Here is a 25,519-nt window from a genome sequence, read left to right as displayed (position 1 = left end):
ACCTCCAAGAATCCTCCGTTCCCATTGTGCTGCAAGGGCTTTTGGCTCTTACGGGCTTGACGCGCCGTTTTCCTCCACGCAATCTCCGCCCGGCGTTGCAGCATTTCTGTGGGAGGAAATCGAGTCGGCGTATTCGCAGCCGGAGAGGGAGTGAGCTCCGGCTCTTTTGGAGGAAAGAGCGAAATGAGCATTCTTTTATGGGTAATAGCATGCGGTCTGCTCTCGGTGGTCTATGCCATCTGGGCAACCCGGTCGGTGCTTGCCGCCGATCAGGGTAACAAGCGCATGCAGGAAATTGCAGGCTATATTCGTGAGGGTGCGCAGGCCTATCTGACGCGCCAGTATAAGACCATCGCAATCGTCGGCATCGTCGTTTTCATTGCAGCCTGGCTGCTGCTCTCCGGCACGGCTGCAATCGGCTTCCTCATCGGCGCTGTTCTGTCAGGCGCTGCTGGCTTCATCGGCATGCACGTCTCGGTGCGCGCCAATGTTCGCACGGCGCAGGCGGCATCCCAGAGCCTGGCCGCCGGACTTGAGATTGCATTCAAGTCGGGTGCCATCACCGGGCTTCTGGTGGCCGGTCTCGCGCTCCTTGGCGTGTCGATCTACTACTACGTGCTGACTGTCGTGCTTGGGCACGAAGGCAGCTCTCGCGAAGTCATCGATTCCCTCGTCGCGCTTGGCTTCGGCGCGTCGCTGATTTCGATCTTCGCCCGTCTCGGCGGTGGCATCTTCACCAAGGGCGCTGACGTCGGCGGTGACCTCGTCGGCAAGGTCGAAGCGGGTATCCCAGAAGATGATCCGCGCAACCCCGCGACAATTGCCGATAACGTCGGCGACAACGTCGGCGATTGCGCTGGCATGGCAGCTGACCTTTTCGAAACCTACGCCGTATCCGTCGTCGCGACCATGGTTCTCGCCGCAATCTTCTTTGCCGGCGCACCCGTTCTTGAATCGGCGATGCTCTACCCGCTTGCGATCTGCGGCGCCTGCATCATCACCTCGATCATTGGTACGTTCTTTGTCAAGCTCGGCAGCAATGGCTCGATCATGGGCGCCCTTTACAAGGGGCTCATCGTCACCGGCCTGCTGTCGATCATCGGCCTTGGCGCAGCGACATCACTGACCATCGGCTGGGGTTCGATTGGCTCGGTCGGTGGCGAGGACATTACCGGCACGCATCTCTTTGTCTGCGGTCTGATCGGCCTGCTCGTCACAGCGCTGATTGTTGTCATCACCGAATATTACACCGGCACCAACAAGCGCCCAGTCAATTCGATCGCCCAAGCCTCTGTGACCGGCCATGGCACGAACGTCATCCAGGGTCTTGCGGTGTCGCTGGAATCGACAGCCCTCCCGGCGATTGTCATCGTCGGTGGCATCCTGGCGACTTATCAGCTCGGCGGCCTTTTCGGCACCGGCATCGCGGTTACCGCCATGCTCGGCATTGCCGGCATGATCGTTGCTCTCGACGCTTTCGGTCCGGTGACGGACAATGCCGGTGGCATTGCGGAAATGTCCCACCTGCCGCCGGAAGTACGCAAGTCGACCGACGCGCTCGACGCAGTCGGCAATACGACGAAGGCCGTTACCAAGGGCTATGCGATCGGTTCTGCTGGCCTCGGCGCCCTGGTTCTGTTTGCGGCCTATTCCTACGACCTCAAATACTTTGCCGCCAACGGCGACACGTACCCGTATTTTGCAGGTATTGGCGACATCTCCTTCGATCTTTCCAATCCTTACGTCGTTGCCGGACTGATCTTCGGTGGTCTCATTCCTTATCTCTTCGGTGGCATCGCGATGACCGCCGTCGGCCGCGCGGCCGGCGCAATTGTCGAAGAGGTTCGCCGTCAATTCAAGCAGAAGCCCGGTATTATGGCAGGGACCGAGCGTCCGGACTATGGCAGGGCGGTTGACCTGCTGACCAAGGCAGCCATCCGCGAGATGGTCATTCCTTCGCTTCTGCCGGTTCTTGCCCCGATCGTCGTCTACTTTGGCGTATTGATCATCTCGGGCTCGAAGGCTTCCGCTTTCGCGGCGCTGGGCGCATCGCTGCTCGGTGTTATTATCAACGGCCTGTTCGTCGCGATCTCGATGACCTCGGGTGGTGGCGCGTGGGACAATGCCAAGAAATCCTTCGAGGACGGCTTCGTCGACAAGGACGGCGTTCGCCATATGAAGGGCTCCGACGCGCATAAGGCATCGGTGACCGGCGACACGGTCGGCGACCCCTACAAGGATACGGCCGGTCCTGCCGTTAACCCGGCGATCAAGATCACCAACATCGTCGCTCTTCTGCTTCTCGCCGTCCTGGCTTGAGGCACACCGCCGAAACTAAAAACCCGCCGGAGCGATCCGGCGGGTTTTTCTTTGAGAGCTCCCGCTTTAGCGGAGGCTGGCCGGGTTCTGCGGCGAGGCCGGCTGCGAGGTGCCGCCACCGAAGAGGCCCTTCGCAGCGTTCGCCGCGCTGCCGCCCGATAGCAGCTGTTGTAGGAAGGTGAAGTCCTTGCCGCCCGTCGGGGTGACGCGGGTAATCGTATCGAAAATTTTGCCGTCCTTGAGGGTGTAGTTCGCACGGCGCGTAACGATGCCGTCCTTGTCGAAATAGATCGCCAGCACGCTCTGATCGACCACCTTCAGCTTCTGGAAGGCCATGGAGCGCTCGCGGCGCTGCGAGATGTAGTAGAAGACTTCGCCATCGAACGTCGCCGTCGTGGACGGGGTGCCGAGGGATAGGAGAACCTGCTCGCGGCTCGATCCTACTGGGACGAGATTCAGCGACTGCTCGTCGGCGACATATCCACCGTTGAGGACGGTTTGTGTCTGGCAGCCTGAAAGTCCGGCGGAGGCGATCATGATGGCAATAGCGGCATTGCTGAGGAATTTTTTGTCAGACTTGAAATACCGTTTCGTCAACGACATCTACTCCCTAAAATTATGAATGGCAGCCACCGGCCTCAGATCGCTGATGCAAAACCATTGTGGCCATTCCGGGGAGAGACATCCCGTTGGCTCATGCGGACAGAAGGGGTGCTGTCCCGAAAGTGGCCACCTTCGGCATTGCAATTCGCGCCTGCTTCGGTAAACCAGCTTTCGAAATCATGCAACAAGGCCGGACGCCGCTTGGCGCCCAGAATGAGGCCTTTCCGGAAAAAACGATGATCTTCGGGCTCTTTGGCAAGAAAAACAACAACCAGGTAATCGTAGATCGGCAATATCAGGCACTGACGTCGGCCGCACGGATGCCGGAATTCTATGAGCGCTTGAATGTCCCGGATACGGTGATGGGGCGTTTCGAGATGCTCTCGGCGGTGATGATCCTCTTCTTCCGGCGCACACGAACCTCCGGAACGAGCGGCCAGGAGATCGCGCAGGAAATCGTCGACGCCTTCTTCCAGGATATCGACTACTCCATCCGTGAATTGGGGATCGGTGACAACACGGTTCCCAAACGCATGAAGAAGCTGGCCGGCATGTTCTATGGCCGCCTGGAGGCCTACGCCAAGGCGATGGACACCAGGGATGCCGAAGGACTCGCTGCGGCGCTCGTGCGAAACATTCATCCGAAGGCGAATGAGCCGGTGGATATGCGCGGTCTCGCGGACTGGATGTTTGTTGCCGAAGACCATCTTTTGTCGCAGTCGGAGGACGTCATAGCGAGAGGCTCGGCGACACTTCCGAAGGTAGCGTGAGGAAGAGACGATGAAAAACAAAAGAGACGACGTTCCGTTCTCCTACCTCGTAAATGTCGGTCATATATCGGCCAATCCTGTCGAGGTGCATCTGGAGGCCGACAAGCGCGAATTGGCAGCCCTTGCGGACAGTTGGAGTGTCCTATCGGTGGACAGCTTTGGTGCTGACCTCCAGATCGGTCGGTGGAAGCGGGATGGTGTGCGCATCAAGGGCAGGGTGCGTGCCAACATCGTTCAGTCCTGCGTCGTGACCCTCGATCCGGTCCCATCGGAGATCGACGAGAGCTTCGAGCAGATCTTCGTGCCGGAGAATTCCAAGCTTGCGCGCCGGCCCGCCAATGATGCCGGCGAAATGGTGCTGGACCCCGATGGCCCGGACCTTCCCGAAAGCTTCACCGGCGACACGATTGACGCAGGTGAGGTGGTTACGGAATTCGCTGCTCTTGCGATCGATCCCTATCCGCGCAAGCCCGGTGTGGAGTTCTCCGGTCACATAGAAGACACTGGAGAGAACGATAAAAAGCCGTCTGCCTTCGCCGTGCTGAAGGATTGGAAAAAGGACTGAACCCCGTTGGGGATTTGACACAATTCAGTTGTAAGCGACGGGAAAACCGGTATTTTGGCCGAAATTTCGCCCGCCGGAGGCGAAAAACAAGGATCAGGGACGCGTGATCAGAATTTCTATCGACCTCATGGGTGGCGACTTTGGTCCCCAGGTTGTCATCCCCGGCGCCGCCAAGGCACTGGAAAGACATCCCGATATTTTCTTCGTGATGTATGGATTGAAGGAACAGTGCGAGCCGGTTCTCGACAGGTTTCCGAAGCTCAAGGAAAAGACCGTTTTCCACGACTGCGAGCTGGCCGTCCGCATGGACGAGAAGCCGAGCCAGGCGCTCCGTCGCGGTCGCTATATCTCTACCATGTGGCGGACGATCGAAGCGGTAAAGACGAAGGAAGCCGACGTCGCGGTGTCGGCCGGCAATACCGGCGCGCTCATGGCGATGGCCAAGTTCTGTCTGCGTACGATGGCCAATATCGAGCGGCCGGCGATCGCTGCCATCTGGCCCACCTTGAAGGGCGAGAGCATCGTTCTCGACGTGGGCGCGACGATCGGCGCGGATTCGCAGCAGTTAATGGATTTCGCGCTCATGGGCGGGGCAATGGCCCGTGCGCTGTTCGAGATCGAGCGTCCGTCGATTGGCCTGCTGAATGTCGGGGTCGAAGAGATCAAGGGCCAGGAAGAAGTGAAGGAAGCGGGGCGCCTGCTCCGTGAGGCCAACATCGACTCGCTCGAGTACTATGGCTTCGTCGAAGGCAACGACCTGGGGAAGGGTACCGTCGACGTCGTCGTGACCGAAGGCTTCTCTGGCAATATTGCTTTGAAGGCGGCCGAAGGTACAGCGCGGCAGATCGGTGAGTATCTGCGCGCTGCAATGTCGCGCACGCTGCTTGCCAAGATCGGCTACTTCTTCGCCAAGGGCGCCTTCGACATGCTGCGCGAAAAAATGGATCCGAGCCGTGTGAACGGCGGCGTCTTCCTCGGCCTCAACGGCGTCGTCATCAAGAGCCATGGCGGCGCCAATGCCGAAGGCATCGCTGCCGCCATCGAGGTCGGCTACGACATGGCCAAGAATGGCCTCAATCAGAAAATAGAAAACGATCTTCAAAAGTATCATGCCAAGCGGCTGCCCCCGATCGGGCCGGAAGCCGCATGAGCGACGGGGTTTAAGCAATATGATCCGTTCAGTTGTTCGCGGGTTCGGAGCCGCACTTCCGAAACGCGTTATGACCAATCGCGACATGGAAGATGTCGTGGACACATCGGACGAATGGATTGTCCAGCGTACGGGCATTCGCCAACGCTACATCGCGGGCGAGGGCGAGACGACATCGTCGCTCGGCGAAGCTGCGGCGCGTGCTGCGCTCGACAAGGCCGGCCTGACGCCAGCTGATATCGATCTAATCATCTGTGCCACCTCGACGCCCGACAACACATTCCCGGCGACTGCCGTCAATATCCAGAACCGCCTGGGCATGCACCATGGCTTTGCGTTCGACGTACAGGCCGTCTGCACAGGCTTCGTCTATGCTGTGACAACGGCCGACGCCTTTATCAGGGGCGGTCTCGCCAGGCGCGTGCTGGTAATCGGCGCCGAGACCTTCTCGCGCATTCTCGACTGGAACGATCGCACGACCTGTGTCCTCTTTGGCGATGGCGCCGGGGCGATCGTGCTGGAGGCTGCCGAGGGCAAGGGCACGACCGCTGATCGTGGCGTGCTGACGGCGCACCTGCGTTCCGATGGCTCCCACAAGGAGAAGCTCTATGTGGATGGCGGTCCCTCGACGACCGGCACGGTTGGCAAGCTGCGCATGGAGGGCCGCGAAGTCTTCAAATATGCGGTCGGCATGATCACTGACGTCATTCAGGCCGCCTTCGACGCCACGGGAACGACCGCCGACGATCTCGACTGGCTCGTGCCACACCAGGCCAATCGCCGTATCATCGACGGTTCCGCCAAGAAGTTGCATATCGCACCTGAGAAAGTAGTCATTACGGTTGATCTCCACGGCAACACGTCTGCCGCCTCGATTCCGCTCGCGCTGGCCACGGCCGCTGGCGACGGCCGGATCAAGGAAGGCGATCTGGTGATGTTGGAAGCGATGGGCGGCGGCTTCACCTGGGGCGCAGCACTCCTGCGCTGGTAACCCGAAAATCCAAAAAACTACCGACGAACAAGAGCTTGACCGTGAGGCGCAAGACAAATACTCTTTGTCCGCTTTCATAATATAATTGGCAAATGGGCGGGGAAACCATGACCGGAAAGACAGTGACGCGAGCAGACCTGGCGGAATCAGTTTTTCGTAAGGTCGGTCTTTCAAGAACCGAATCTGCTGAGCTCGTGGAAACTGTCATTGACGAGATTTGTAACGCGATTGTTCGCGGCGAAACCGTCAAGCTCTCCTCTTTTGCGACGTTCCAGGTGCGCGACAAGAATGAGCGCATCGGCCGCAATCCGAAGACTGGCGAGGAAGTACCGATTTCTCCCCGACGCGTCATGACCTTCAAGGCCTCCAATGTCTTGAAGACGCGGATCCTCAAGGCGCATACTCTGCGCAAGACCAAGCAGAAGGCCGCAAATCCGGCTTCCTGATCGGGCTGAGGAGAGGGAGGTTCCTCTCGCTCGACGACAATAACCTGCAATCTTCCCTGAACGATCTGTGCGGTATTCAAGACGTGACTTGAATTCGCGGCGTCAAACCGTTGAAATATGATGAGTCGCGGCTCGGTTCTGACGTTCGTGAGACACAGCTGCGCCTTGTCAGCCGAACAGACGCGCGGCGCACCCCGAGACCGCGTAGGGAGTAAGGATGTTGGATAAGAGCCCCGATGCGTTCCGCACCATCAGCGAGGTGGCGGACGACCTAGACCTTCCACAGCATGTCCTGCGCTTCTGGGAAACTCGGTTTCCTCAGATCAAACCGATGAAACGCGGCGGCGGCCGCCGCTACTACAGGCCCGAGGATATTGATCTTCTGAAGGGCATTCGCCACCTGCTCTATGATCACGGCTACACCATCAAGGGCGTGCAGAAACTTCTGAAGACCAACGGCAACAAGTTTGTCATCTCCATCGGGCATGGCGATCTCGCCAGTGTCCAGGCGCTGACGGGCGGCCCGCAGGAGGGCGGTGATGCGGCCGAGCCACGGGTCGGAATGTCCGAGGAGGATCAGGTGGTTGGCCGCGCGAAGCCGCCGATCACACGCCGCTTCTTCAATTTCGGCGGTGGCGATGAAGAATCCCCGGAAATCTCGATCGGCAAGTCGAGCGTCGGCAAGGAGGATCGAGCGCTGCTTCAGGAAGCACTCTACGATCTCCTCGAATGCAAGCGCCTGTTGGATCAAGTTCGCTGATCCAATTTACCGGAGCGCCTCGATGGCTTAGTTAGTGAAGCATCGCCCGCGCGTTCGGACGGCCTCTGCCAAACGCATCGTAGTCGGCGGCGAGCGTAATTCCAGTCAGTACCAAGGAAACCTTCGTGACCGCGTATCATTCCGTTCCCGGCAAATTCTATGACGCCTTCCTGTTCGATATGGATGGCACGCTCTTGAACTCGATCGCGGTGGTCGAACGCGTCTGGACGGAATGGGCTATGCGGCATGGCCTCGAGCCAGAGGTTTTCCTCAAGACGATCCATGGCATTCGCGCCTCCGACGTCATTCGCCAGCTGGCGTTGCCAGGCGTCGATCCGGAGTATGAGGCAAAGCAGCTACTGAAGGAGGAGATGGAGGACGTTGGAGGTATCGTCTCGATCCCCGGCGCGATCGATTTCCTGAACAGCATTCCACCGGCAAAGTGGGCGATCGTAACCTCGGCACCGATCGAACTCGCCCGGCGGCGCATGGCCGCCGCAGGCATTCCGACGCCCGTGGCGATGGTGAGCGGTGAAGAAGTGGTAGCCGGGAAACCGAGCCCGGAGTGCTACCTGCTGGGGGCCAAGCGCCTCGGAGTCGATCCGACGAAATGCCTGGTGTTCGAAGATGCCGTTGCCGGAATTCTCGCAGGCGAAGCGGCGGGCGCGGATGTGACAGTCATCACCGAGACGCATACGACGCCGTTCGCAACGCCGCACTTTTCGATCTCCGACTATCGGGAGTGGCGTGTCGACACCGGCCCAGACGGGCGCGTTGCGCTGGTCAGATAGCGCGCTAGTGCTTGCGCTGTTGCTGCGCCTGCTTCTTCATGCGCTCGAAAGCAGCAATCATTTTTGCCTTTACCGAACCCAGCGTCCCCAATACATGTCCGCAGGTGAAGCAGGTAAGGATATCGGTGTCGAGCGGTTCGGGCCGCTCGAATTTCATTCGGGTGTTCCTGCATTTGGGGCAGGGGATCTCAATCTGCATGGTCTTATCCAAAGTCTTGCGTTTCCGAGGTCTCTTATTCGCGGGGGGGCGATCGAGCAAGCGTTTTTGACCACGACCGAGTACTGACATTTCCCGGCGTTGGCAAAAATCAAAATCGAGATGATGCTACTGGCAAGCGAAGAAAGTCGAGTAGCCTCCGACAGTGGCCACTCCCGCGTATCGCAGATTAGGTCGAAGCAGATTCGTGTTATGGCCCCAGGAACGCCTCCAGCCAGCAAAAAGCTGCTGCGGTGTCGTATACCCCATGGCGACATTTTCTGAACATACCACACTAAGTCCAGCGGCTCTGGCTTGAGCCGATCTCTGGCGGAAACCATCATGGCTCATGCTTCGCCGAGCTGCCTGGTAGCGGCTATGCTGCTGCGCCAGGGCTTTCAAAGTGCCATTCGCGGCCAGGGGAGACAGTCCACGGCTGGCCCTATACGAATTGATGAGAGCGAGCGTCTGGGAGCCAAAATCGCCAGTAGTAGTTGATGGTTGCGCTGCGCTTATGCACGCCGAGCTCAGAATCGCAATGGCTATTGTCCGTAGCGTCTTCATCGTCGGATTTCCTCTTGGCAAGAATTCGCCTTTGGCGGGCCCGAGCAGACATAAAGCAAACGATCCAGGCAACCATAAACGGGCACGATGCCTCGATTTGATGTCGAGCAGAAATGTAAACTCCAACGAGCTGACCAGCTGGGTGATGTCAGGAGACGCTCAGCGGACAAGCGTCAGCTCACGACCCCATTCTGCCGGCACAGATTGTTGAAGTTTGTTTGTGCGCTGCCTTGGCCGGTCAGGGTAAACGAAAAAGCCGCTCTTCCAGTCGCGCTTGTGTTTCTCAAAACACCGGCGAAGGGCTCTCCGCCAGTAAAGGCACCGGCCTTGTTCTTGGAGTCCACTATGCCGCAAACATAGACGATCCCGGGCTGTCTCTGTGCCGCCATCATGCTCTTGAACCTCGCACTGGAGGGATCCTTGAGATAGCTTCGAACTGTGTTCTGAATGGCAGAAACCTCGCCCTCCGAGAGCGTATACGGGATTGTCTGCTGAGTGACGCTCCCGCAGGAACTAAGTAACAAAAGGCCGGCGATCATGATTCTCTTCATGTGCTCCCCCACGAGGGCGCCAAACGACAGGCCCCCCGCCAAGAAAGTCTCTTCTAGCAGTTGCTAAATCAAGCCAGTATTTCGACGTATCTCGATGGGAACTGTGAGCCGGGGTCCGAAACAGGCTACATGCAATTCAGAAGTTTGTGACTCTCTTTGCCTCTAGCCAAGCTTCGCGTTCAAAGCCTTTCGTCACTGCCGGCAAGCGTTTCGATTGCGATCGCCACTCTGAGTGCGCGCATTTTTTTATCGGAGGGACCGCACATATTTGATTGCCGACATGCAAAAGGCGCTCGCTGGCCTGATTTGCTGTGAGACGCAGGTCTCACGGACGGCAGCGGAACTGACCGTGGAACTTCTGTTGCAAGCCCACCTATCCCCGGCTTTCGTTCCTTTTTATTCCTCCTGCATGATTTTTCCCTTGCGCCGGAAATTCCAAAATACTAACAGGATCAGGCCGTTTCGGCAGGTCGGGGCGTAGCGCAGCCCGGTAGCGCACTTGACTGGGGGTCAAGGGGTCGCTGGTTCGAGTCCAGTCGCCCCGACCATTTACAAAGTAACCTTCGGCACCCCCAGCAGCCGATGGTGATCTCTCTTTCATGGCTAGCCTTGCCGAGAATCAACTGCGACGCAGTTGCCCTTTTCCTGTCAGTGTTTCTGATGTCGGGTCCGCACGGATATATCGCTGATAGAAAATTTTCTTAATAACTCGAATAATTATTAGTTTCATGTAATATATATTCGACAACTGTTGGTGGATGACACATGGCCAACCGCGAGGCAAGCGAAACATGCCGGGAAGCTCTGGCGGAGTCCTTCGAGGCTCTGGTCGAGAAGGCTATATCGTCGGGCTGGTCGGAACACGAAGTCGCACTGGCACTGACGGACCTCGCCGAGACCTATCTCGTAAAGGTCGGCGCAAGGGTCATCATCGAGGACTCGATCTATTCGCAGCTTGCCTTGGAGCGACTGAAAAATTGACGCGGAAGTCGCCCATCAATCCGGCCTGAAATATGCCGTTCACATAAATGTTTCCGTTGGAAATGTTCGGTTGATAAATCACCGGCTCGGGCGCATAGTGCCCGCATCGTCGGCTATGGATGGGCGGTCGACGTCAATGCTAGTGGTGTCATTAGCCCTCATGGAACCTGTGGCGTGATGCTTAAATCCCCAGTTCTTCCACGTGACCTGCCACTTTTCTCGGATGATCTAGACCTCCTGTCCGGAGTACTTGACGATGTCTGCCGGGACAGGGGACTTGCGCGCGATACACCGGCTGCCGAAGTCATCGGCGCGCTCCTGATCCAGCTCTACCGACAGGGTGTCAGGGACAAGGGCAAGCTTGCCGCCCTCGCAAGGGCTTACTTGTAATTTCGGAACCTGAAGAGCGCCCGACTAGTCGTCGTTTGCCGCGTTGAGATTTTCCGGGCGGATCCCTTCGTCGATCCCGGTACGTGCTCGCAGCCGGACGCCCGGTCCGCCTTCGTCATGGTTGCCGCTGGCGATGAAGATGATGCCCGCCGCCTCCAGCGCTTGCTTGACCGCGAGCAGCGCATGCGGCTCGCCTTCCTGCTCATCGCGCTCCATTATTTCGATGGTGGCAGCGGGCAGACCTGAGGCGGTTGCCAGTTGCTCGATGCTCATTCCGGTCATCGCGCGGGCGCCGCGCATTTGTGTCGCTGTGATCATGAATCAAACACTAGCGCGTCGGTGCTCGTTCGCAAGCCCGATGTGCAGCACCATTGCGTCTATGGCGCTGTTCCAGCGCGGCGCAGCCCCAGACCACACCAAAAAGCAGGTAGACATGTCGCCAGTGATCGATGTCGATGACATTGCCGATTGCCACATGCCCTAGCACTCCGATCCACGCGATCATCAGATAGGGCTGCCAGGGGCGGTCCTTGAGCAGGTTCCTGAACCCGAGATAGATTGTCCAGCAGAGCATGGTGACGTAGCTGACAAAGCCAAGCCAGCCGTAGCTCGTCAGCGATTTCAGCCAGACATTGTGCTCATCCTCAGGAAACATCGCGCCGAAGACCAGCGGACCGATTCCGAGTGGTCGTTCCATCATCATTGTGAAGCCGATGCGGTGGCGCTCGAAGCGACCGAGGTGTTCACCGTCATACTGCTGCACGAGCTGGGCGCGCGTCGAAAAGAGCGCACTGACCTTCGGGAACTGCAACGCGACGACCAGCGACGCAACCAGCAACATGATCGCCGCAAGCGACAGGATCAGGATGCGCAGTCGAAATGCGCCGCTGCGTTCCTTGAGCAGCATGCAGAAGATCAGCAGAAGAATCCCGGCAGCAAAGAGGCCCCAGGCCGCACGCGAGAACGACAAGAAGACGCCCAGTGCCAGGATCAAGAGCGCTATTGCTTTGATCGGCGACGTCCTCAGATTGCCGACAAGAATGCCGTGGACAAGGTAGAGGGATGGCGGGATCAGGAATGGGCCGAATACGTTCGGGTCCTGGAAGGCGCCCTTGGCACGGTCGTAGAGCGTGAAGACCTCCGCGCCGGGGAAGACGTGAAAATAGCCGAGTATCCCGAGCAGGGAGGTGATAACGGCGGCGAACGCCCAGGCATTGAAGATGAGCGGCAGGCGCCGCGGGCTGTCCTCGACGATCGCGGCATAGAAGATCGCAGTCAATGCGAGGAACGTCGAGACCGCGACATACATTGGCCCGGTCCCGAGGTCCTTCATCTGGGTCAGCGAGAGCATGCCGCCGACGTTGAAGGCAAGCAGCAGGGCAAGCAGCGGCGCTGTGAAGCGTGAAACCCTGAGACCGAGGATGAACCAGATGCCGAGAAGGGCGGCCATCCACAACTCGTAGGGCGCCGGCTCATCGATAACGAAGCCGGAGAGAAAGACACCAAAGGCGACCATCGCCGAACCGATCAGCCGCAACGTTGCTCGTTGCGGTTGAGCAACGCGAAGATGTGTCGCCGAGGCCGAGTTCAATAGGCGTTTTCCGTATTGAACAAGCGGAAGGGCGTGAGGAACAGGATTTTCAGATCGAACCAGAGCGACCAGTTCTCGATATAGTAGAGGTCGTAGGCGGTCCGGAACTTGATTTTGTCGTCGTGATCGACCTCGCCGCGCCAGCCGTTGATCTGCGCCCAACCCGTCACCCCGGGCTTCACGCGATGACGCGCGAAATAGCCTTCCACGACGTCGCCGAAGAGGCGGTCCTTCGCCTGGGCCAGAATGGCATGTGGGCGCGGGCCAACCAGCGAAATGTCACCCTTCAACACGTTGAAAAGCTGCGGCAGTTCATCGATCGAGCTCTTGCGGATGAAGCGTCCGACGGGTGTGACGCGTGGATCGCCCTTGGTGACCGCGGCACGTCCGGTGGGGTCACCCTTGTCGGCATACATTGAGCGAAACTTGAAGATCCTGATGATCTCGTTGTTGAAGCCATGACGGTTCTGCATGAAGAAGACCGGCCCCTTCGAGGTGACCTTGATGGCGATCGCCGTTGCAAGCATGATCGGCCAGAGGAGTGCCAGGGCAAGCAGCGTAAAGACAATATCGAAGCAGCGCTTGGCAACCGAGTCCCAGTCCCGGATCGGCTTGTTGAAGATATCGAGCATCGGGACAGACCCGATGTGCGAATAGGCACGCGGGCGAAAGCGCAGGCGATTTGCGTGCGCGGCTAGGCGAATGTCGACCGGCAGCACCCAAAGCTTCTTCAGCAGCTGTAGGATGCGGGCCTCCGCGCTAAGCGGCAGAGAAATGATCAGCATGTCGATGCGGGTAATGCGCACAAACTCGACCAGTTCGGCGACCGTTCCGAGCTTCGGATAGCCGGCGACCATGATCGGCGACCGTTTCTCGCCGCGGTCGTCGAAAATGCCACAGATCCGGATGTCGTTGTCGGGTTGCTGCTCGAGAATGCGGATCAGCTCCTTGGCCGGTGCCCCGCCACCGACGATCACCGCGCGGCGCTCCATGATGCCATTGCGTGACCAATTGCGGATACCGTAGGCGGTCAGCAAGCGAGCAGCGAGGAGGACGATTGCGCCGGCAATGAACCACGCAAGATATGCTTGCGGCTGTGCCCAGCCGATGTTGCCGGAGAGTACGCTTGCAGCCGTGACAATCAGGAAGACGGATGCCCACACGGCAAGGACTCGCGGCAGCAGGCGCATACGGGCGCGGAGCGCTGGTATGGAGTAGGTGTCGGCCGTCTGGAGCGCACTGACGAGGAGTGCCGCAACAACAATGGCAGCGATCGCCCGCCCTGCAAGGGTTTCGCCCCCGTTCCCGGGCCAGATGAGGAATGCAAGCAACCCGACGAGAAACTGTGAGGCGAATTCAAAAAGTCGGAACTGACCGATGATGATGGCCGGTGAGCGGTTTCCAGTGCTGAATTGCTCGGCGATCTGACGGGCATAGGCGTTGATCGGCTCCGGCTGAACCGTTTCATCCACCCCTTCGTCGCGTCGATGGATGTCGGAAACCTGCTTCCGCAGTGCTTCCAGGTCAAACTGCTCGCTTTTCTCTGCCTTGTTCATGAGGCTACCGCCGCTGGTTATCACGCCGGCAATAGCAGAAAGCCCCTAAGAAAACTTTTACGAAGCAAGAGCAATAGCTTGCTTCGATTGCGGGTCCAGGAGGTCGTGGTACAATTTCAGGACATCGTTGGCCATGATCGAGGCCGAGAAGACCGACCTCACCTGTTCCATCGACGGCATCGCCGTATCATGCCAGCCCGGGATGCGGATCGCATCCGCCATGGCGCGCGCAAGATCGTCGGGATCCTCGGGGTTGGCGAGGGCAGGGCTGTCTCTGCCCAGGGCTTCGGGAATTCCGCCGACGCGAGTTGCGATGATGGTCTTCCCGGCGCCGAGACCCTCGAGCACGATGTACGGCATGGCTTCGGCGCGCGACGGAACGACCAGGTTCTGTGACATCGCGAACGCCTGCTGAACGCGCATCGCCGGCAGCATGCTGATGCGCTTGCCCAAACCACGCTCGATCATCATGTCTCGGTATTTGTCGCGCTCGGGCCCGTCGCCGACCATCACGGCCGAAAGTGGGCGTCCGAGAATGCGCTCCGCCTTCGCGAAGGCCTCCACAAAGAGATCGGGACCCTTTAGGTCCCGCAGCATGCCGACGTAGATGTAATGAACGGCATCCGAACGGGTTGGGATGAGCTCGAAATCGCGCTCCGCAAGTCCATTGTAGATCAGCCGCGTTTCCGTTCGAGGCCGCCCGACCTTCCTCGTATAGGCTTCGCGCTCGTACTCGCAGATGAAGACGAGGGCGTCCGTGAAGTACTCCTGCAGACGCTCCATGCGGAGCACGAATTGCCCTACGAGCGACCTCGGAGAATAATGCAGGCTTCCACCATGCGCAGTATAGAGGCGGGCTACGCGATACCTGTTTACCCGCAAGGCTGAGCCGGCAAGCCGCGCGAGCACACCGCCTTTGGCGCCGTGACCGTGCAGCACATCCGGCCGCAAACTTTTAATATTCTTGTACGTATCCCAGATCACTCCGATGTCGGAGAGGCTGACGTGCCGCCGCATGGGCATGCGGGTCAATCCCATCGCCAAGTAGGGACGAATCTCGTCGAACAAGCGGTCTTCATGCTCGCCGCCCGTTGAGCTGTCGCAAAGAATGCCGACTTCGTGTCCCGCCTTGCTGTGCTCCAACACCAGATCGCGGACGTGGCGGAAGATTCCGCCGACCGGTGATCTGAAGCAATGGAGGATGCGGAGGGGTCGCTGTTCGGTCATCGAGGATTAGAACAGTCGTTCGCGAACGTAGATCGTGTCGCCGGCGACGATCGCCGAAGAGATGTTGACGCGCCCTGTGATCACTTGCCCATTGACCTTTCGGGTTACGTCGACAGCGCCCTGGTTGGCGCGCGACGTAAAGCCGCCGGCAATGGCAACGGCATTCTGCACCGTCATTCCCGGAACGTAGGCGTATTGTCCGGATTGGCCGACTTCGCCCATAACGAAGATCGAGCGGTAGCGGTCGACATCGATCGTGACGTCGGGGTCCCGCAGGTAACCCTGTCTTAGTTTCTGCGCGATCTGGCCCGACAACTGCTGCAGCGTCCGTCCACGAGCCGGCACCTGCCCGATGAGCGGGAAGGCGATATAGCCGGCCTGGTCGATCGTATAAGTGTTGGTCATGCTTGGCTGGTCGAACACAGTAATGCGCAGCCGGTCGCCGCTATCAAGCGAATAGGGCTGGATCGTCGCCTGATTGAAAGCCTGGGGGGCAGGTTTGTAGCTATTGCAGCCGCTCACGACCGCAGTCATGGCGGCGAGGCTCAGAGCCATCAAGAACTTGGGCTGTGCGAAAGGCATCGCGTCTGCTCATCGGAAAACGAAATAGGTCTCAGCCGTTATCAATCCGTTAGGGTTAATGGACGGTAAAAAGCGCCGATTTTTTTGGCTCCGGCCAGTCGACGTGTCGCCGGGATTGCCCGAGCAAGCATTAACCGTTGGGTTACTATAGTCATTTACCCTCGCGGCCACGTTTGTTCTCGGAGTACCAGCATGTCCGGCGTATCGGGTAATCAGGATGTGGACATCGATCTCGGACAATTGGTCCGCGCCGTCTGGGCGCGCCGGCTAAAGGTTTTGGCGATTACTGCGTTGGGGGCAGGGGTCGCCTTCACGAGCGCCAAGATGATCTCCCCCAAATACCGAAGCGAAACGCGCATCCTGATCGAGCCGCGTGCTCCTGCTTTCGCCAATGCGCAGGTGAACGACACCAATGCTGGTCCGTTGCTGGACGAGCTCAACATTGCAAGCCAGGTGCAGCTGCTGCAGTCCGCGGATCTCATCAAGCAGGTCATCAACGGCCAGAAGCTCTACGATTTGCCGGAATTCGACGCTGCCGCGAATGGCTCGGCGCTCACCGACATCCTGGTAGCCCTTCACCTCAAGAAGAATCCATATGAAAATCCCCCCGAAGAGCGCGTGATCGACGCTTTCACCGAGCGGCTGCAAGTCTATCAGGTGCCGGGATCGCGGGTGATCGGCATTACCTTTACTTCGAAGGATCCCAAGCTCGCGGCGACAATTCCGAACGCGATGGCGGCGGTCTATCTCGCCACGCAGAGCGGCGCCAAGCTGGATTCGAATTCCGAGGCGACGCGCTGGCTGGAGCCCGAGATCGAAAACCTCCGCCAGAAGGTCAATGACGCAGAGCAGAAGGTGGCAGAATACCGTGCTGAGCACGGACTGCTTCCGACCAACGGCGGCTCGAATTTCGCGACACAGCAATTGAACGACATTTCGGCTGAGCTCACCCGGGTCCGGGGAGATCGCGCAAACGCTGAGGCGCGCGCCCAGTCCGTCCGCAATGCTCTCTCGTCAGGTGAGCCGTCCGACGCGCTGCAGGACATCATGTCGTCTCAGTCGATCCAGCGACTGAAGAGCACGGAGTCGGGGTTGCAGTCGCAGATATCCGACCTGCAGACGTCATTGCTCAACAACCATCCCCGCCTCAAGAGCCTTCGCGCGCAGCTTTCGGATATCAAGGTCCAGATTCGCCAGGAGACGCAGAAGATCCTTGCAAGCATCGAAAACGAAGCGAAGGTCGCTGCTGTTCGCCAAAAGGAACTGGAGCAGCAGGCCGACAGTCTGAAGGCAAACAGCGCCCGGGCCGGCGAAGACGAGGTTGGCCTCAACGCCTTGACGCGTGAAGCGACGGCGCAGCGCCAGCTTCTGGAGACCTATCTCTCTCGATACCGGGAGGCGGCATCGCGCGCCGACAAGAACTCAAGCCCGGCCGACGCACGCATCGTGTCGAAGGCCATACAGCCCGTCGATCCTTATTTCCCGAAGGTTCTGCCGATCGTCATCGTCGCCGCCTTCGCAACTTTCATCATGACGTCCATCGTGATCATGCTCGCCGAACTCTTCAGCGGCCGGGCGCTCCGCCCCGTTGGGCTGAGCGAAGAGGAAGGGCGCGATGATGAGGAACCTCAATCAGCGACTACCGGCTCCGTCAATCGCGTGGCTACACCGAGCTTGTTGGCCACACCCGCAGACGACGAGCCGGTGGCCGAACAGGCTGAGGACGAGAAAATCGTTGAAACAAACGAATTCTCGATTGCATCCGTCGCGGAGTACCTTCGAGGCAGCAGGGCGCCTCTGGCGATCTCCATTTCTCCGACCGGCGACGACGGCTCGGCGGCAACCGTGTCCCTCGTGCGAAAGTTGGCTGAGGATGGCTCGCGGGTCATTCTGGTCGACATGACCGGCTCCGGTCTGCCGACAGACCTCATGGCTGAGGACAGCAAGATGCTCGGCATAACCGATCTGCTCTGCGGCGATGCAGCCTTCGGCGATACGATGCACGGCGACAGCCGCTCAGACGCGCATTTCATTCCGCAGGGCATCAGCGATCCGCGCCGGGCAATGCGCGGTGCCGATCGCCTGTCTCTGCTGCTGGACGCTTTGATCTCGGCCTATGATTTGGTGATGGTGGAATGCGGTGCCGCCGACGTGGCCGGCGTTTCCAGGCTGACTCAAAGCAAGGATGTCGAGATCATTCTCTCGATGCCTGAGATCGTCGAGCAGGAGTTCGTGACTGTCATGACCGAGTTCGAAGCCGCCGGTTATGAACGCGTCGTTCTGATGTCCGATAGCAGCGGGTCCATAGAGAACCCAGTTTCGCGGCGTGTCGCCTAATCATACGCCGATGACACGGCGCAGGCGCTGGGCCACGACGTATAGCTTCTGTTGAGACTTGATGAAGCCTTTGCCGCGCGTGATGGCCCGGTGCATTAAGGCACCCACGCTGCCGCGAAGCGAAAGCGGTAGAACGACGTCATGGTGCTCAGTCTTTACAGGCGCCCACGAGCGTTTGTATCTCTGGTCGCCAAGGCCGAAATCGAACAGTCTGACGCCCTTGCCGTGCTGGGCGGCGACCATCTGCCAAAACAGGAACTCGCCAGGGCTCGTCTCCGGCGCCGCACTTTCATCGAAGGCGGTGAACTGGCAGATGATGTGGTCGCCTTTGCGAGAAAGACCGGCGAGTGCGGCGATGCGGCCGGAATGCTCGCCCTTCAGGCGGATTGCGTGCATTTCCAGTCCCACCATCCGGCCGTCGCGGTCGCGGATGTCGATGGCGCCGTGCAGGAACGCTTTGGTCTCCGGGTCTGCAAATACGTCAGGCAACCCGAGCGCCTTGAGACGCTCACGTTTCTGTTCGAAGAAGCGATCGAGCAACTGGTGTTGTTCATCCGGGGTGCCGCTGGAGATGTAGTCGAAGCCACCGAGCGCCTCAAAACGCCGCAGCTGCGCCCGGAACCTCTTGCGTCGGCCCTTGGCGTTCACCTGTTGAAGCGTCGACTCCATCTTGTCGAGAAGTGGAAGCTGGTAGGCGTGATTCTGGTTCTGGACCATCGGCAATAATGCCAGGGGATTGCGTCGGCCGCGCCATTCCAACGGAACATTCTGCAGCAGCAGAAGATCGGTCCGTCCGGCCAGAGCACGGCGCAGCGACATCGCAAGCTTTTGAGGCTCCAGATTGTCGGCAAGTTCAATGAAGCGTGTTGAGAAGAGGCCGGTGTTGATGTTGCTGTGATCGGCGCCGATGAATCTGGCGGTCCGGAAGCCATGAAAGCTGGTTATCTCTAGCGGTAGAATGAATGCAGTCTCTCCGCCAATCCTGCCCCAGACTATCGACAGTTGGCGTCCGAAGGACTTGGTCCACGCCATGCACCAGTCATAGCCTTGATGAAGAGAATTCAGATTGTCGCGATCGAGTGCGCGCCAAACCGCTTCCAGCGGCGCCAAGCTATCCAGGACGGTGATATCGGGTTCTGCCACAGCAAGCTGCGCATCCGACGCCAGCCATTCGGAAATACCGGCGTCGGGTTCCGTTGAATGGTGCGCCCTATCTGAAACAGGAAGCTTCTGCGCCTGCACTGATTTTCTCCGGACTGACTTGCAGGCGCGAAGAATAGTCCAACGGAACGTCCATTTGGTTTATGAGCGGCGCTAAACCTTGCTTTCCGTCGATCACGGTTATCCCGTCGTTAACGGATCACTGCTGCTTCGGCCCGGCCATCCATTTGATGATGACCATCGCGGGCAGCACCCACAGTAGGCCGGTCAGGAAAAAGTACAGGAGCTGACCCCACCATGGCGCATCACCGAGCGTGGCGACCGCGATCGTGTTTGCGAGCAGCGCATAGGCAAGCACGAGCACGACGATCAGGATCGTACCGATGAATTTGCGGAGGCGGACAGGCATCAAATATCTTTCAAACTGGTGTTCCGATTGCCGCGACGGCATGCCGCAAAGGTTCGGGGCTTGTTTTGCATGAGCCGCTCAGGCAAATCAACTACCGGAAGTAAGGAGCAGCCATGGCGATCGCGAACTTGAGCACCGAACAGCAAATACTGCGTGAGATACGCCGGCAGGATGGCAATCGCCGGGCCGTTCGCATTTGGCTGGGCTTTGTGCTCTTGGCGCTGTTCTGTCTTGTGATCATCGGTGGAGCCACCCGGCTCACGAATTCGGGGCTTTCCATCACCGAATGGAAGCCGATTCACGGTGTCATTCCGCCTCTTAGCGCTGCGGAATGGGACGAGGAATTCAAACTCTATCAGCGCATTCCCGAGTTTCAGCAGATGAACAGCGGAATGACTGTCGACGAGTTCAAGGGCATCTTTTGGTGGGAGTGGGCCCATCGCCTGATCGCACGTGGCATTGGTGTCATCTTTGCGCTGCCGCTGCTCTATTTCTGGCTGGCGGGAAAAGTGGAGAGACGGCTGCGCTGGCCGCTCTTCGGAATTCTCATGCTGGGTGGACTGCAGGGTGCGATCGGCTGGTGGATGGTGTCGTCAGGACTCTCCGTCCGAACCGACGTCAGCCAATACAGGTTGGCAACGCACCTGATCATGGCTTGTCTTATCTTCGCGTCCTGCATGTGGATCATGCGAGGGCTTTCCCCTCACTCCGATGACAAGGCGCCCACACAAGGCTCGCATGTCTGGGCGGGCGCCATCGTGGCGTTTGCGCTATTCCAGATCTACCTCGGCGCGCTCGTCGCAGGCCTCGACGCCGGCTTTACCTATAATACCTGGCCGTTGATGGATGGTGCCCTCGTGCCCTCGGATCTGCTGATCCAGCAACCGGCCTGGATCAATTTCTTCGAGAACCCCAAGACCGTGCAGTTCATTCATCGGCTGGGCGCCTACACCCTTTTTGCGCTGACGCTGATCAACATGATCATAGCTCTGACCGCAGCGCCCTCCACGACGCATGCCCGGCGCGCCGTCGTCCTGTTTGTTCTGGTGACAATACAGGCGGCGATTGGCATCGCGACCTTGCTGCTGCAGGTCCCGCTTCATTGGGGGCTGCTCCATCAGGCGGGAGCGCTGGTGGTTTTTGGTTTCGCGGTCGCCAATTGGCGGGGCTTCTACGGAGAGTATCCGCACGAGACCATGATTGCCGAGCGGGACTAAGACGCGTCGCCGGGATCAGCGAGAGTCGCGTTCGAACGTCAGGCATCCGATGGCAAATGGCGCCAGCCTCCTTTGAGGCCGTCGACGTGTTGTTTACCGATTTTATTACTACTGGTTGCAAAAAATGGTCAGTTCGTTGATGGTGGACGTCGGATCTATCATGAGGGACTGGAGCCGTTTATGCCCGAACCCCGCTCGCCCCGACTTGCCGTACTTATTGACGCGACAACACTTCCGCAAAGATCGCTGCTGGCTTATTCGAGGAGATAGCCAAGATCGGCGAGGCAAGTGTTCGGCGCATTTATGGCGACTTCACCAGTGCTAGCTCAAAAGCGTGGAACGACGTGCTGGCGCGACGCGCAATAGTCCCTCAACAGCAATTCGAACACGCGACGGGCAAGAACGCTTCCGATATTACTCTTGTCATTGACGCCATGGACCTGCTGCACAGTGGCCGTTTCGACGGCTTTTGTCTTGTATCCTCGGACAGCGACCTCACCCGACTTGCCTCGCGGATCCGCGAGCAGGGCATCGATGTTTTCGGGTTTGGTGAGCAGAAGACACAAGAGAGTTTTCGTCAGGCATGCCGTCGATTCATCCATACCGAAAACCTGGTGCCCACGGTCACATCAAACGGCAGCGAGGCCACGCAAGCGCGCTCGCTACGCCAACCGAGCGAAGCGACGCCCGTCATCAAGAAGGTCATCGCTCAGATGGAGAGTGAAGATGGATGGGTATCGCTCGGTGCAGTTGGAGCGCAGCTCGCAAATCTGGCGTCGGACTTCGATCCGCGGACATATGGCTTCCGGAAGCTAAGCGACCTCGTCAAAAGACGAAGTCGTTCGACATGAACAATGTCGAAGGCAAGCCGCTCCGTATCCGGGTGAAACAGCCGTCGCCGAGAGTATAAAAAAATCCGGCTGCGTCGCCGCAGCCGGATCCTTTTACTTATCGCCGAAAATCAATCTTAGAAAAAACCGCGGCGCTGCCACCAGCCAGCTTTCTTCGGCTTGCCGTCGCCTTCGGTCTCAGCAGCATCGCTGCGCGTCGATTTAACCGTTGGTTCAGACGAGGAGATGTTCGACTCCCTGTTGGCGCGGACAGGCTTCGCTTCTTCGACTGCGGGCGTAGCCAGGTCTGCGGATGCAGCCTCGATCTCAGCTTCAGCGGCGGGTGCTGCCTCCGTCGCTTCTTCAACGACAGGCTCTTCGACCGGAGATGCCTTGCGGCTGCGACGTGCACGCTTCGGCTTTATGTCTTCCGTAACCGAGGCGCCCGCTTCAACAGCGACCATCGCTGGCTGAGCTTCGACTGCTTTCTCGGCGGCGGCTTCGATCACCTCGACGGTGGTCACTTCCGTCTCGCCATCTTCGGCATCGTCATCTGCCGCTTCCGCTGCAGAAGCCTCCTGCTCGCCACCTTCCTCGCGGTTGCGGCGGCCGCCGCGCTTGCCGCGACGGCGGCGCTTGCGGCGCTGGCTCTCATCACCTTCGTCACGCGTTTCCGAGGTGGCGGCAACGCCTTCGTCACCTTCTTCCTCGTCATCGCTGTCGATCTGGTCGCCTTCCACTGCGTCACCCGAAACGCTGTCGGCAGCAACCGCCTCGCCATTGCCGTTGCGGCCGCGACGACGACGGCGACGCTTGCGCTTGCGGCCCTCGCCATCGCCTTCGGCGCGCTGCGCTGGACGTTCGGCTGCGGCCGGCTTGGCCTCCAGTTCCTCTTCTTCCTCCTCGTCGACTTCGACCACGATATCGTCGTCTTCGTCATCGGGGATGGCAGCAAAGTTGAACAGGGTTTCGATCTTCACCGGGTTCTCGACCGGCTCGCCGCGGTCGATCGCAAAGTGCTGCGAGCCGACCGAGCCATCCGCATCGATAATGATCGACACACCGAAGCGGGCTTCGTAGTCGACGATTGTCTGCCGCTTGTGATTGAGCAGGTACAGGGCAATATCAGGCGTCGTGCGAACCGTGATGTTGTGCGTGGTATTCTTGAGCAGGTACTCCTCGATGCCGCGCAGGACATGCAGCGCAACGGAGGACTGCGAACGGACGTGGCCGGTACCGCCGCAATGCGAGCAGACCTGCGTCGTTGATTCAAGAACGGATGCGCGGATGCGCTGGCGCGACATTTCCAGAAGACCGAAATGCGAGATACGGCCGACCTGAATGCGCGCGCGATCGTTCTTCAGGCATTCCTTCAGCTTCTTCTCGACAGCGCGGTTGTTGCGCTTTTCTTCCATGTCGATGAAGTCGATGACGATCAGGCCGGCAAGGTCGCGCAGACGAAGCTGGCGGGCGATTTCTTCCGCCGCTTCGAGGTTGGTCTGCAGAGCAGTGTCCTCGATCGAGTGCTCGCGCGTCGAGCGGCCGGAGTTGACGTCGATCGAAACCAGCGCTTCGGTCTGGTTCATGATCAGGTAGCCGCCCGACTTCAGCGTTACCTGCGGCTGCAGCATGCGGTCGAGCTGAGCCTCAATGCCGGAGCGCGAGAAGATCGGGTGGATGTCGCGATAGGGCTGAACCACCTTGGCGTGGCTCGGCATCAACATCTTCATGAAGTCTTTCGCTTCACGATAGCCTTCCTCGCCGGCAACGATGATCTCGCCGATATCCTTGTTGTAGAGGTCACGGATCGAGCGCTTGATGAGCGAGCCTTCCTCATACACGAGGCAGGGAGCGGTCGACTGCAGCGTCAGCGTGCGGACGTTCTCCCACAGGCGCATCAGATATTCGAAGTCGCGCTTGACCTCGACCTTGGTTCGATTCGCGCCGGCGGTGCGCAGGATGACGCCCATGCCCTGCGGCACTTCGAGCATACGCGCGATTTCCTTCAGGCGCTTGCGGTCCTGCGGATTGGTGATCTTGCGGGAGATGCCGCCGCCACGCGCCGTGTTCGGCATGAGGACGGAGTAGCGACCGGCCAGCGAAAGATAGGTCGTCAGGGCAGCGCCCTTGTTGCCACGCTCTTCCTTTGCCACCTGCACCAGCAGGATCTGGCGGCGCTTGATGACTTCCTGGATACGATATTGCTTGCGCGGCTTGCGCTGGACGCGATCGGGAACCTCCTCCATGGCGTCTTCGGCGCCGACGGATTCGATCACTTCCTCTTCGTGGTCGTGATCGTCGTCATCGTCGTCATCGCTGCGGCGGCGGGCGTCGACCTCTTCGGAGATCGAGTCGGTTTCGACCATTGCGGCCATCTCGTTGCCCGACGAGCCTTCATCGTCGTTGTCGGCGGTGGCTTCGCTGGCAGCCTCGTCGTTGGCAGGCGCTTCAGCCGCCGGCGCCACCTTCTTGCGGCTGCGGCGGGGCTTTGCCTTCTTGACGGGTGCTTCCTCGGCGACTTCCGCAACGGCCTCGACCGTTTCGGTTGCTACGGCAGCGTCTTCTTCGGGAGCGGCTTCCGCTGCCGGCGCTTCGGCAGTTGCGGCTACGCCAACGTCGGGCTGTTCCTGGGTGGAGAGATCGACCGGCGCCGTCTCGACGTGTTCGACGTCGTCGTCGCGGCGATGCTCTTCGGCTTCGGCGCGAAGCAGGGCCTGACGATCGGCAAGCGGGATCTGGTAGTAGTCGGGGTGAATTTCGGCAAAGGCCAAAAAGCCGTGCCGGTTGCCGCCGTAATCAACGAACGCGGCCTGCAGCGAGGGTTCAACCCTCGTTACCTTTGCGAGGTAGATGTTGCCGCGGATCTGCTTCTTGTGCTGTGACTCGAAGTCAAATTCTTCTATGCGGTTTCCGCGAACGACAACAACGCGCGTCTCTTCCTCGTGAGACGCGTCGATAAGCATCTTGTCTGCCATGTAAGCTGTGCTCCTCGGCGCGGCCGAACGTCGGCATCCCCTTGTGTCGAAGAGACAGAGGAGAGGCGGCTCGTCGTTGCAGCGCCGGATAATGAAAGTCGCGTTTGGTGCGGTGTGGAAGGCAGCAGCCAGACAGCAGCGGGGGAGATGTTCTCCCGGGGCCTGTAGACTTCAGATAAAACCTGCTGCGACACCATCAAAGACCAAGCGAGATCGACAAAACTAAGACCTTGTTCAGGTCCGATGAGTTTGCTCTCTCTGTAAAGAGCGGTTGGTGGCTATCCACCGATGAAGTTCCCGCATACGCCGGAAAATTCAGGATCCAATTTCGAGTGGAAACACATAAGACGGCGGACGATTGCCGGTTGTGGCGCCAGTTCCCTTGCGGTTTGGCTGCCGTGCAGGCGACTCTATCCCGTCAGCACTTCTACCCTAAAAATCCTTGTATGTTTTCTCTGTCACAATAGCAAGGGAAAAGCCAAATGTGCCATAATATTGATGGATTTCGGAAGGCATACAAAATCGGGGATTAAGGGCGCCGATTCGGCTCCGTGGCC

At 59.1% G+C, this 25,519-nt stretch carries 24 protein-coding genes, 1 tRNA gene and 1 pseudogene; 14 read left to right on the top strand and 12 right to left on the bottom strand.

Going from position 1 to position 25,519, the window contains the following annotated elements:
• The first annotated feature begins 183 nt into the window (after positions 1–183).
• Positions 184–2,319 carry a sodium-translocating pyrophosphatase gene (locus AS026_RS02680; RefSeq protein ID WP_062368588.1) on the top strand — a complete coding sequence of 712 codons (2,136 nt, stop codon included), beginning with the start codon at positions 184–186 and terminating at the stop codon, positions 2,317–2,319.
• Positions 2,320–2,385: 66 nt separating this feature from the next.
• Here the strand turns inward: AS026_RS02680 and AS026_RS02675 are convergent, their stop codons facing one another.
• Entirely contained in the window at positions 2,386–2,922 is a 537-nt protein-coding gene (locus AS026_RS02675) for an outer membrane protein assembly factor BamE (RefSeq protein ID WP_018116900.1), read from the bottom strand.
• Positions 2,923–3,101: 179 nt separating this feature from the next.
• Here AS026_RS02675 and AS026_RS02670 point away from each other — a divergent pair, with 179 nt between their 5' ends.
• The 7 genes from AS026_RS02670 to AS026_RS02640 all read left to right on the top strand — a co-directional run bounded on the left by AS026_RS02670 (position 3,102) and on the right by AS026_RS02640 (position 8,395).
• Positions 3,102–3,692 carry a ubiquinol-cytochrome C chaperone family protein gene (locus tag AS026_RS02670; RefSeq protein ID WP_205634443.1) on the top strand — a complete coding sequence of 197 codons (591 nt, stop codon included), beginning with the start codon at positions 3,102–3,104 and terminating at the stop codon, positions 3,690–3,692.
• Positions 3,693–3,702: 10 nt separating this feature from the next.
• Complete coding sequence (locus AS026_RS02665; protein WP_018116898.1) at positions 3,703–4,257, top strand: YceD family protein; 555 nt, start codon at positions 3,703–3,705, stop codon at positions 4,255–4,257.
• 103 nt (positions 4,258–4,360) lie between these two features.
• A complete protein-coding gene (plsX, locus tag AS026_RS02660) occupies positions 4,361–5,407 on the top strand; it encodes a phosphate acyltransferase PlsX (RefSeq protein ID WP_025661225.1) in 1,047 nt (348 codons plus the stop codon).
• Positions 5,408–5,426: 19 nt separating this feature from the next.
• Entirely contained in the window at positions 5,427–6,398 is a 972-nt protein-coding gene (locus tag AS026_RS02655) for a beta-ketoacyl-ACP synthase III (RefSeq protein WP_041912225.1), read from the top strand.
• Between the two features lie 107 nt (positions 6,399–6,505).
• Complete coding sequence (locus tag AS026_RS02650) at positions 6,506–6,844, top strand: integration host factor subunit alpha (protein ID WP_007531489.1); 339 nt, start codon at positions 6,506–6,508, stop codon at positions 6,842–6,844.
• Positions 6,845–7,061: 217 nt separating this feature from the next.
• On the top strand, positions 7,062–7,604 hold the full coding sequence (locus AS026_RS02645; RefSeq protein ID WP_018116346.1) for a MerR family transcriptional regulator: 543 nt from the start codon (positions 7,062–7,064) through the stop codon (positions 7,602–7,604).
• Positions 7,605–7,729: 125 nt separating this feature from the next.
• Positions 7,730–8,395, top strand: a complete 666-nt coding sequence (locus AS026_RS02640) for an HAD family hydrolase (protein ID WP_025661223.1) — start codon at positions 7,730–7,732, stop codon at positions 8,393–8,395.
• Between the two features lie 4 nt (positions 8,396–8,399).
• On the opposite strand, the gene AS026_RS42205 is transcribed toward AS026_RS02640, so the two are convergent.
• The 3 genes from AS026_RS42205 to AS026_RS02635 form a co-directional block, all read right to left on the bottom strand.
• Entirely contained in the window at positions 8,400–8,552 is a 153-nt protein-coding gene (locus AS026_RS42205; RefSeq protein ID WP_167354881.1) for a hypothetical protein, read from the bottom strand.
• A gap of 168 nt (positions 8,553–8,720) precedes the next feature.
• Positions 8,721–9,155 (bottom strand): CAP domain-containing protein, encoded by a 435-nt coding sequence (locus AS026_RS39105; protein WP_082728416.1) that lies wholly within the window; start codon positions 9,153–9,155, stop codon positions 8,721–8,723.
• A gap of 173 nt (positions 9,156–9,328) precedes the next feature.
• Positions 9,329–9,706 carry a hypothetical protein gene (locus tag AS026_RS02635; protein WP_062368612.1) on the bottom strand — a complete coding sequence of 126 codons (378 nt, stop codon included), beginning with the start codon at positions 9,704–9,706 and terminating at the stop codon, positions 9,329–9,331.
• A 471-nt stretch (positions 9,707–10,177) separates the two neighbouring features.
• Here AS026_RS02635 and AS026_RS02625 point away from each other — a divergent pair.
• The 3 genes from AS026_RS02625 to AS026_RS02615 all read left to right on the top strand — a co-directional run bounded on the left by AS026_RS02625 (position 10,178) and on the right by AS026_RS02615 (position 11,077).
• Positions 10,178–10,254: transfer RNA gene (locus AS026_RS02625), tRNA-Pro, on the top strand.
• 217 nt (positions 10,255–10,471) lie between these two features.
• Positions 10,472–10,687, top strand: a complete 216-nt coding sequence (locus AS026_RS02620; RefSeq protein ID WP_025661220.1) for a hypothetical protein — start codon at positions 10,472–10,474, stop codon at positions 10,685–10,687.
• Between the two features lie 177 nt (positions 10,688–10,864).
• Positions 10,865–11,077: a hypothetical protein gene (locus AS026_RS02615; RefSeq protein ID WP_018859824.1), complete on the top strand. Its 213-nt coding sequence runs from the start codon at positions 10,865–10,867 to the stop codon at positions 11,075–11,077.
• A 24-nt stretch (positions 11,078–11,101) separates the two neighbouring features.
• Here AS026_RS02615 and AS026_RS02610 read toward each other — a convergent pair whose 3' ends face one another.
• From AS026_RS02610 to AS026_RS02590, 5 genes are read right to left on the bottom strand one after another with little or no spacing between them, the layout of a single operon-like run.
• On the bottom strand, positions 11,102–11,395 hold the full coding sequence (locus AS026_RS02610) for a DNA-binding protein (protein ID WP_025661219.1): 294 nt from the start codon (positions 11,393–11,395) through the stop codon (positions 11,102–11,104).
• A 10-nt stretch (positions 11,396–11,405) separates the two neighbouring features.
• Positions 11,406–12,668, bottom strand: coding sequence for an O-antigen ligase family protein (locus tag AS026_RS02605; RefSeq protein WP_062368586.1), 1,263 nt, complete (start codon positions 12,666–12,668; stop codon positions 11,406–11,408).
• Entirely contained in the window at positions 12,665–14,224 is a 1,560-nt protein-coding gene (locus tag AS026_RS02600) for an undecaprenyl-phosphate glucose phosphotransferase (RefSeq protein WP_025661217.1), read from the bottom strand. The genes AS026_RS02605 and AS026_RS02600 overlap by 4 nt, the downstream gene beginning before the upstream one ends.
• Before the next feature lie 57 nt (positions 14,225–14,281).
• The gene (locus AS026_RS02595) at positions 14,282–15,451 is read right to left on the bottom strand and encodes a glycosyltransferase family 4 protein (protein ID WP_018116398.1); all 1,170 of its coding nucleotides are present in this window, start codon (positions 15,449–15,451) and stop codon (positions 14,282–14,284) included.
• A 6-nt stretch (positions 15,452–15,457) separates the two neighbouring features.
• Positions 15,458–16,033, bottom strand: a complete 576-nt coding sequence (locus tag AS026_RS02590) for a polysaccharide biosynthesis/export family protein (protein ID WP_025661216.1) — start codon at positions 16,031–16,033, stop codon at positions 15,458–15,460.
• Between the two features lie 192 nt (positions 16,034–16,225).
• On the opposite strand from AS026_RS02590, the gene AS026_RS02585 reads away from it, so the two are divergent.
• On the top strand, positions 16,226–18,370 hold the full coding sequence (locus AS026_RS02585; RefSeq protein ID WP_062368585.1) for a GumC family protein: 2,145 nt from the start codon (positions 16,226–16,228) through the stop codon (positions 18,368–18,370).
• On the opposite strand, the gene AS026_RS02580 is transcribed toward AS026_RS02585, so the two are convergent.
• Together AS026_RS02580 and AS026_RS02575 are read right to left on the bottom strand one after the other, a co-directional pair.
• Positions 18,371–19,612 (bottom strand): GNAT family N-acetyltransferase, encoded by a 1,242-nt coding sequence (locus AS026_RS02580; RefSeq protein WP_062368584.1) that lies wholly within the window; start codon positions 19,610–19,612, stop codon positions 18,371–18,373. It abuts the gene before it with no gap.
• Positions 19,613–19,730: 118 nt separating this feature from the next.
• Complete coding sequence (locus AS026_RS02575) at positions 19,731–19,940, bottom strand: DUF2842 domain-containing protein (RefSeq protein ID WP_018116394.1); 210 nt, start codon at positions 19,938–19,940, stop codon at positions 19,731–19,733.
• Between the two features lie 113 nt (positions 19,941–20,053).
• Between AS026_RS02575 and AS026_RS02570 the strand changes: the two genes are divergently transcribed.
• A complete protein-coding gene (locus tag AS026_RS02570; protein ID WP_025661213.1) occupies positions 20,054–21,157 on the top strand; it encodes a COX15/CtaA family protein in 1,104 nt (367 codons plus the stop codon).
• 180 nt (positions 21,158–21,337) lie between these two features.
• Positions 21,338–22,067: pseudogene (locus AS026_RS02565) on the top strand (NYN domain-containing protein).
• Between the two features lie 57 nt (positions 22,068–22,124).
• Here the strand turns inward: AS026_RS02565 and AS026_RS02560 are convergent.
• Entirely contained in the window at positions 22,125–24,962 is a 2,838-nt protein-coding gene (locus AS026_RS02560; protein ID WP_062368583.1) for an Rne/Rng family ribonuclease, read from the bottom strand.
• Positions 24,963–25,519 lie beyond the last annotated feature (557 nt).

Origin of the sequence: Rhizobium altiplani (assembly GCF_001542405.1) — a bacterium.
In the GTDB taxonomy this organism is placed as follows: Bacteria; Pseudomonadota; Alphaproteobacteria; order Rhizobiales; family Rhizobiaceae; genus Rhizobium; species Rhizobium altiplani.
Note: the sequence above shows the minus strand (reverse complement) of the source record. Positions and strands in the feature narration are given on the sequence as shown.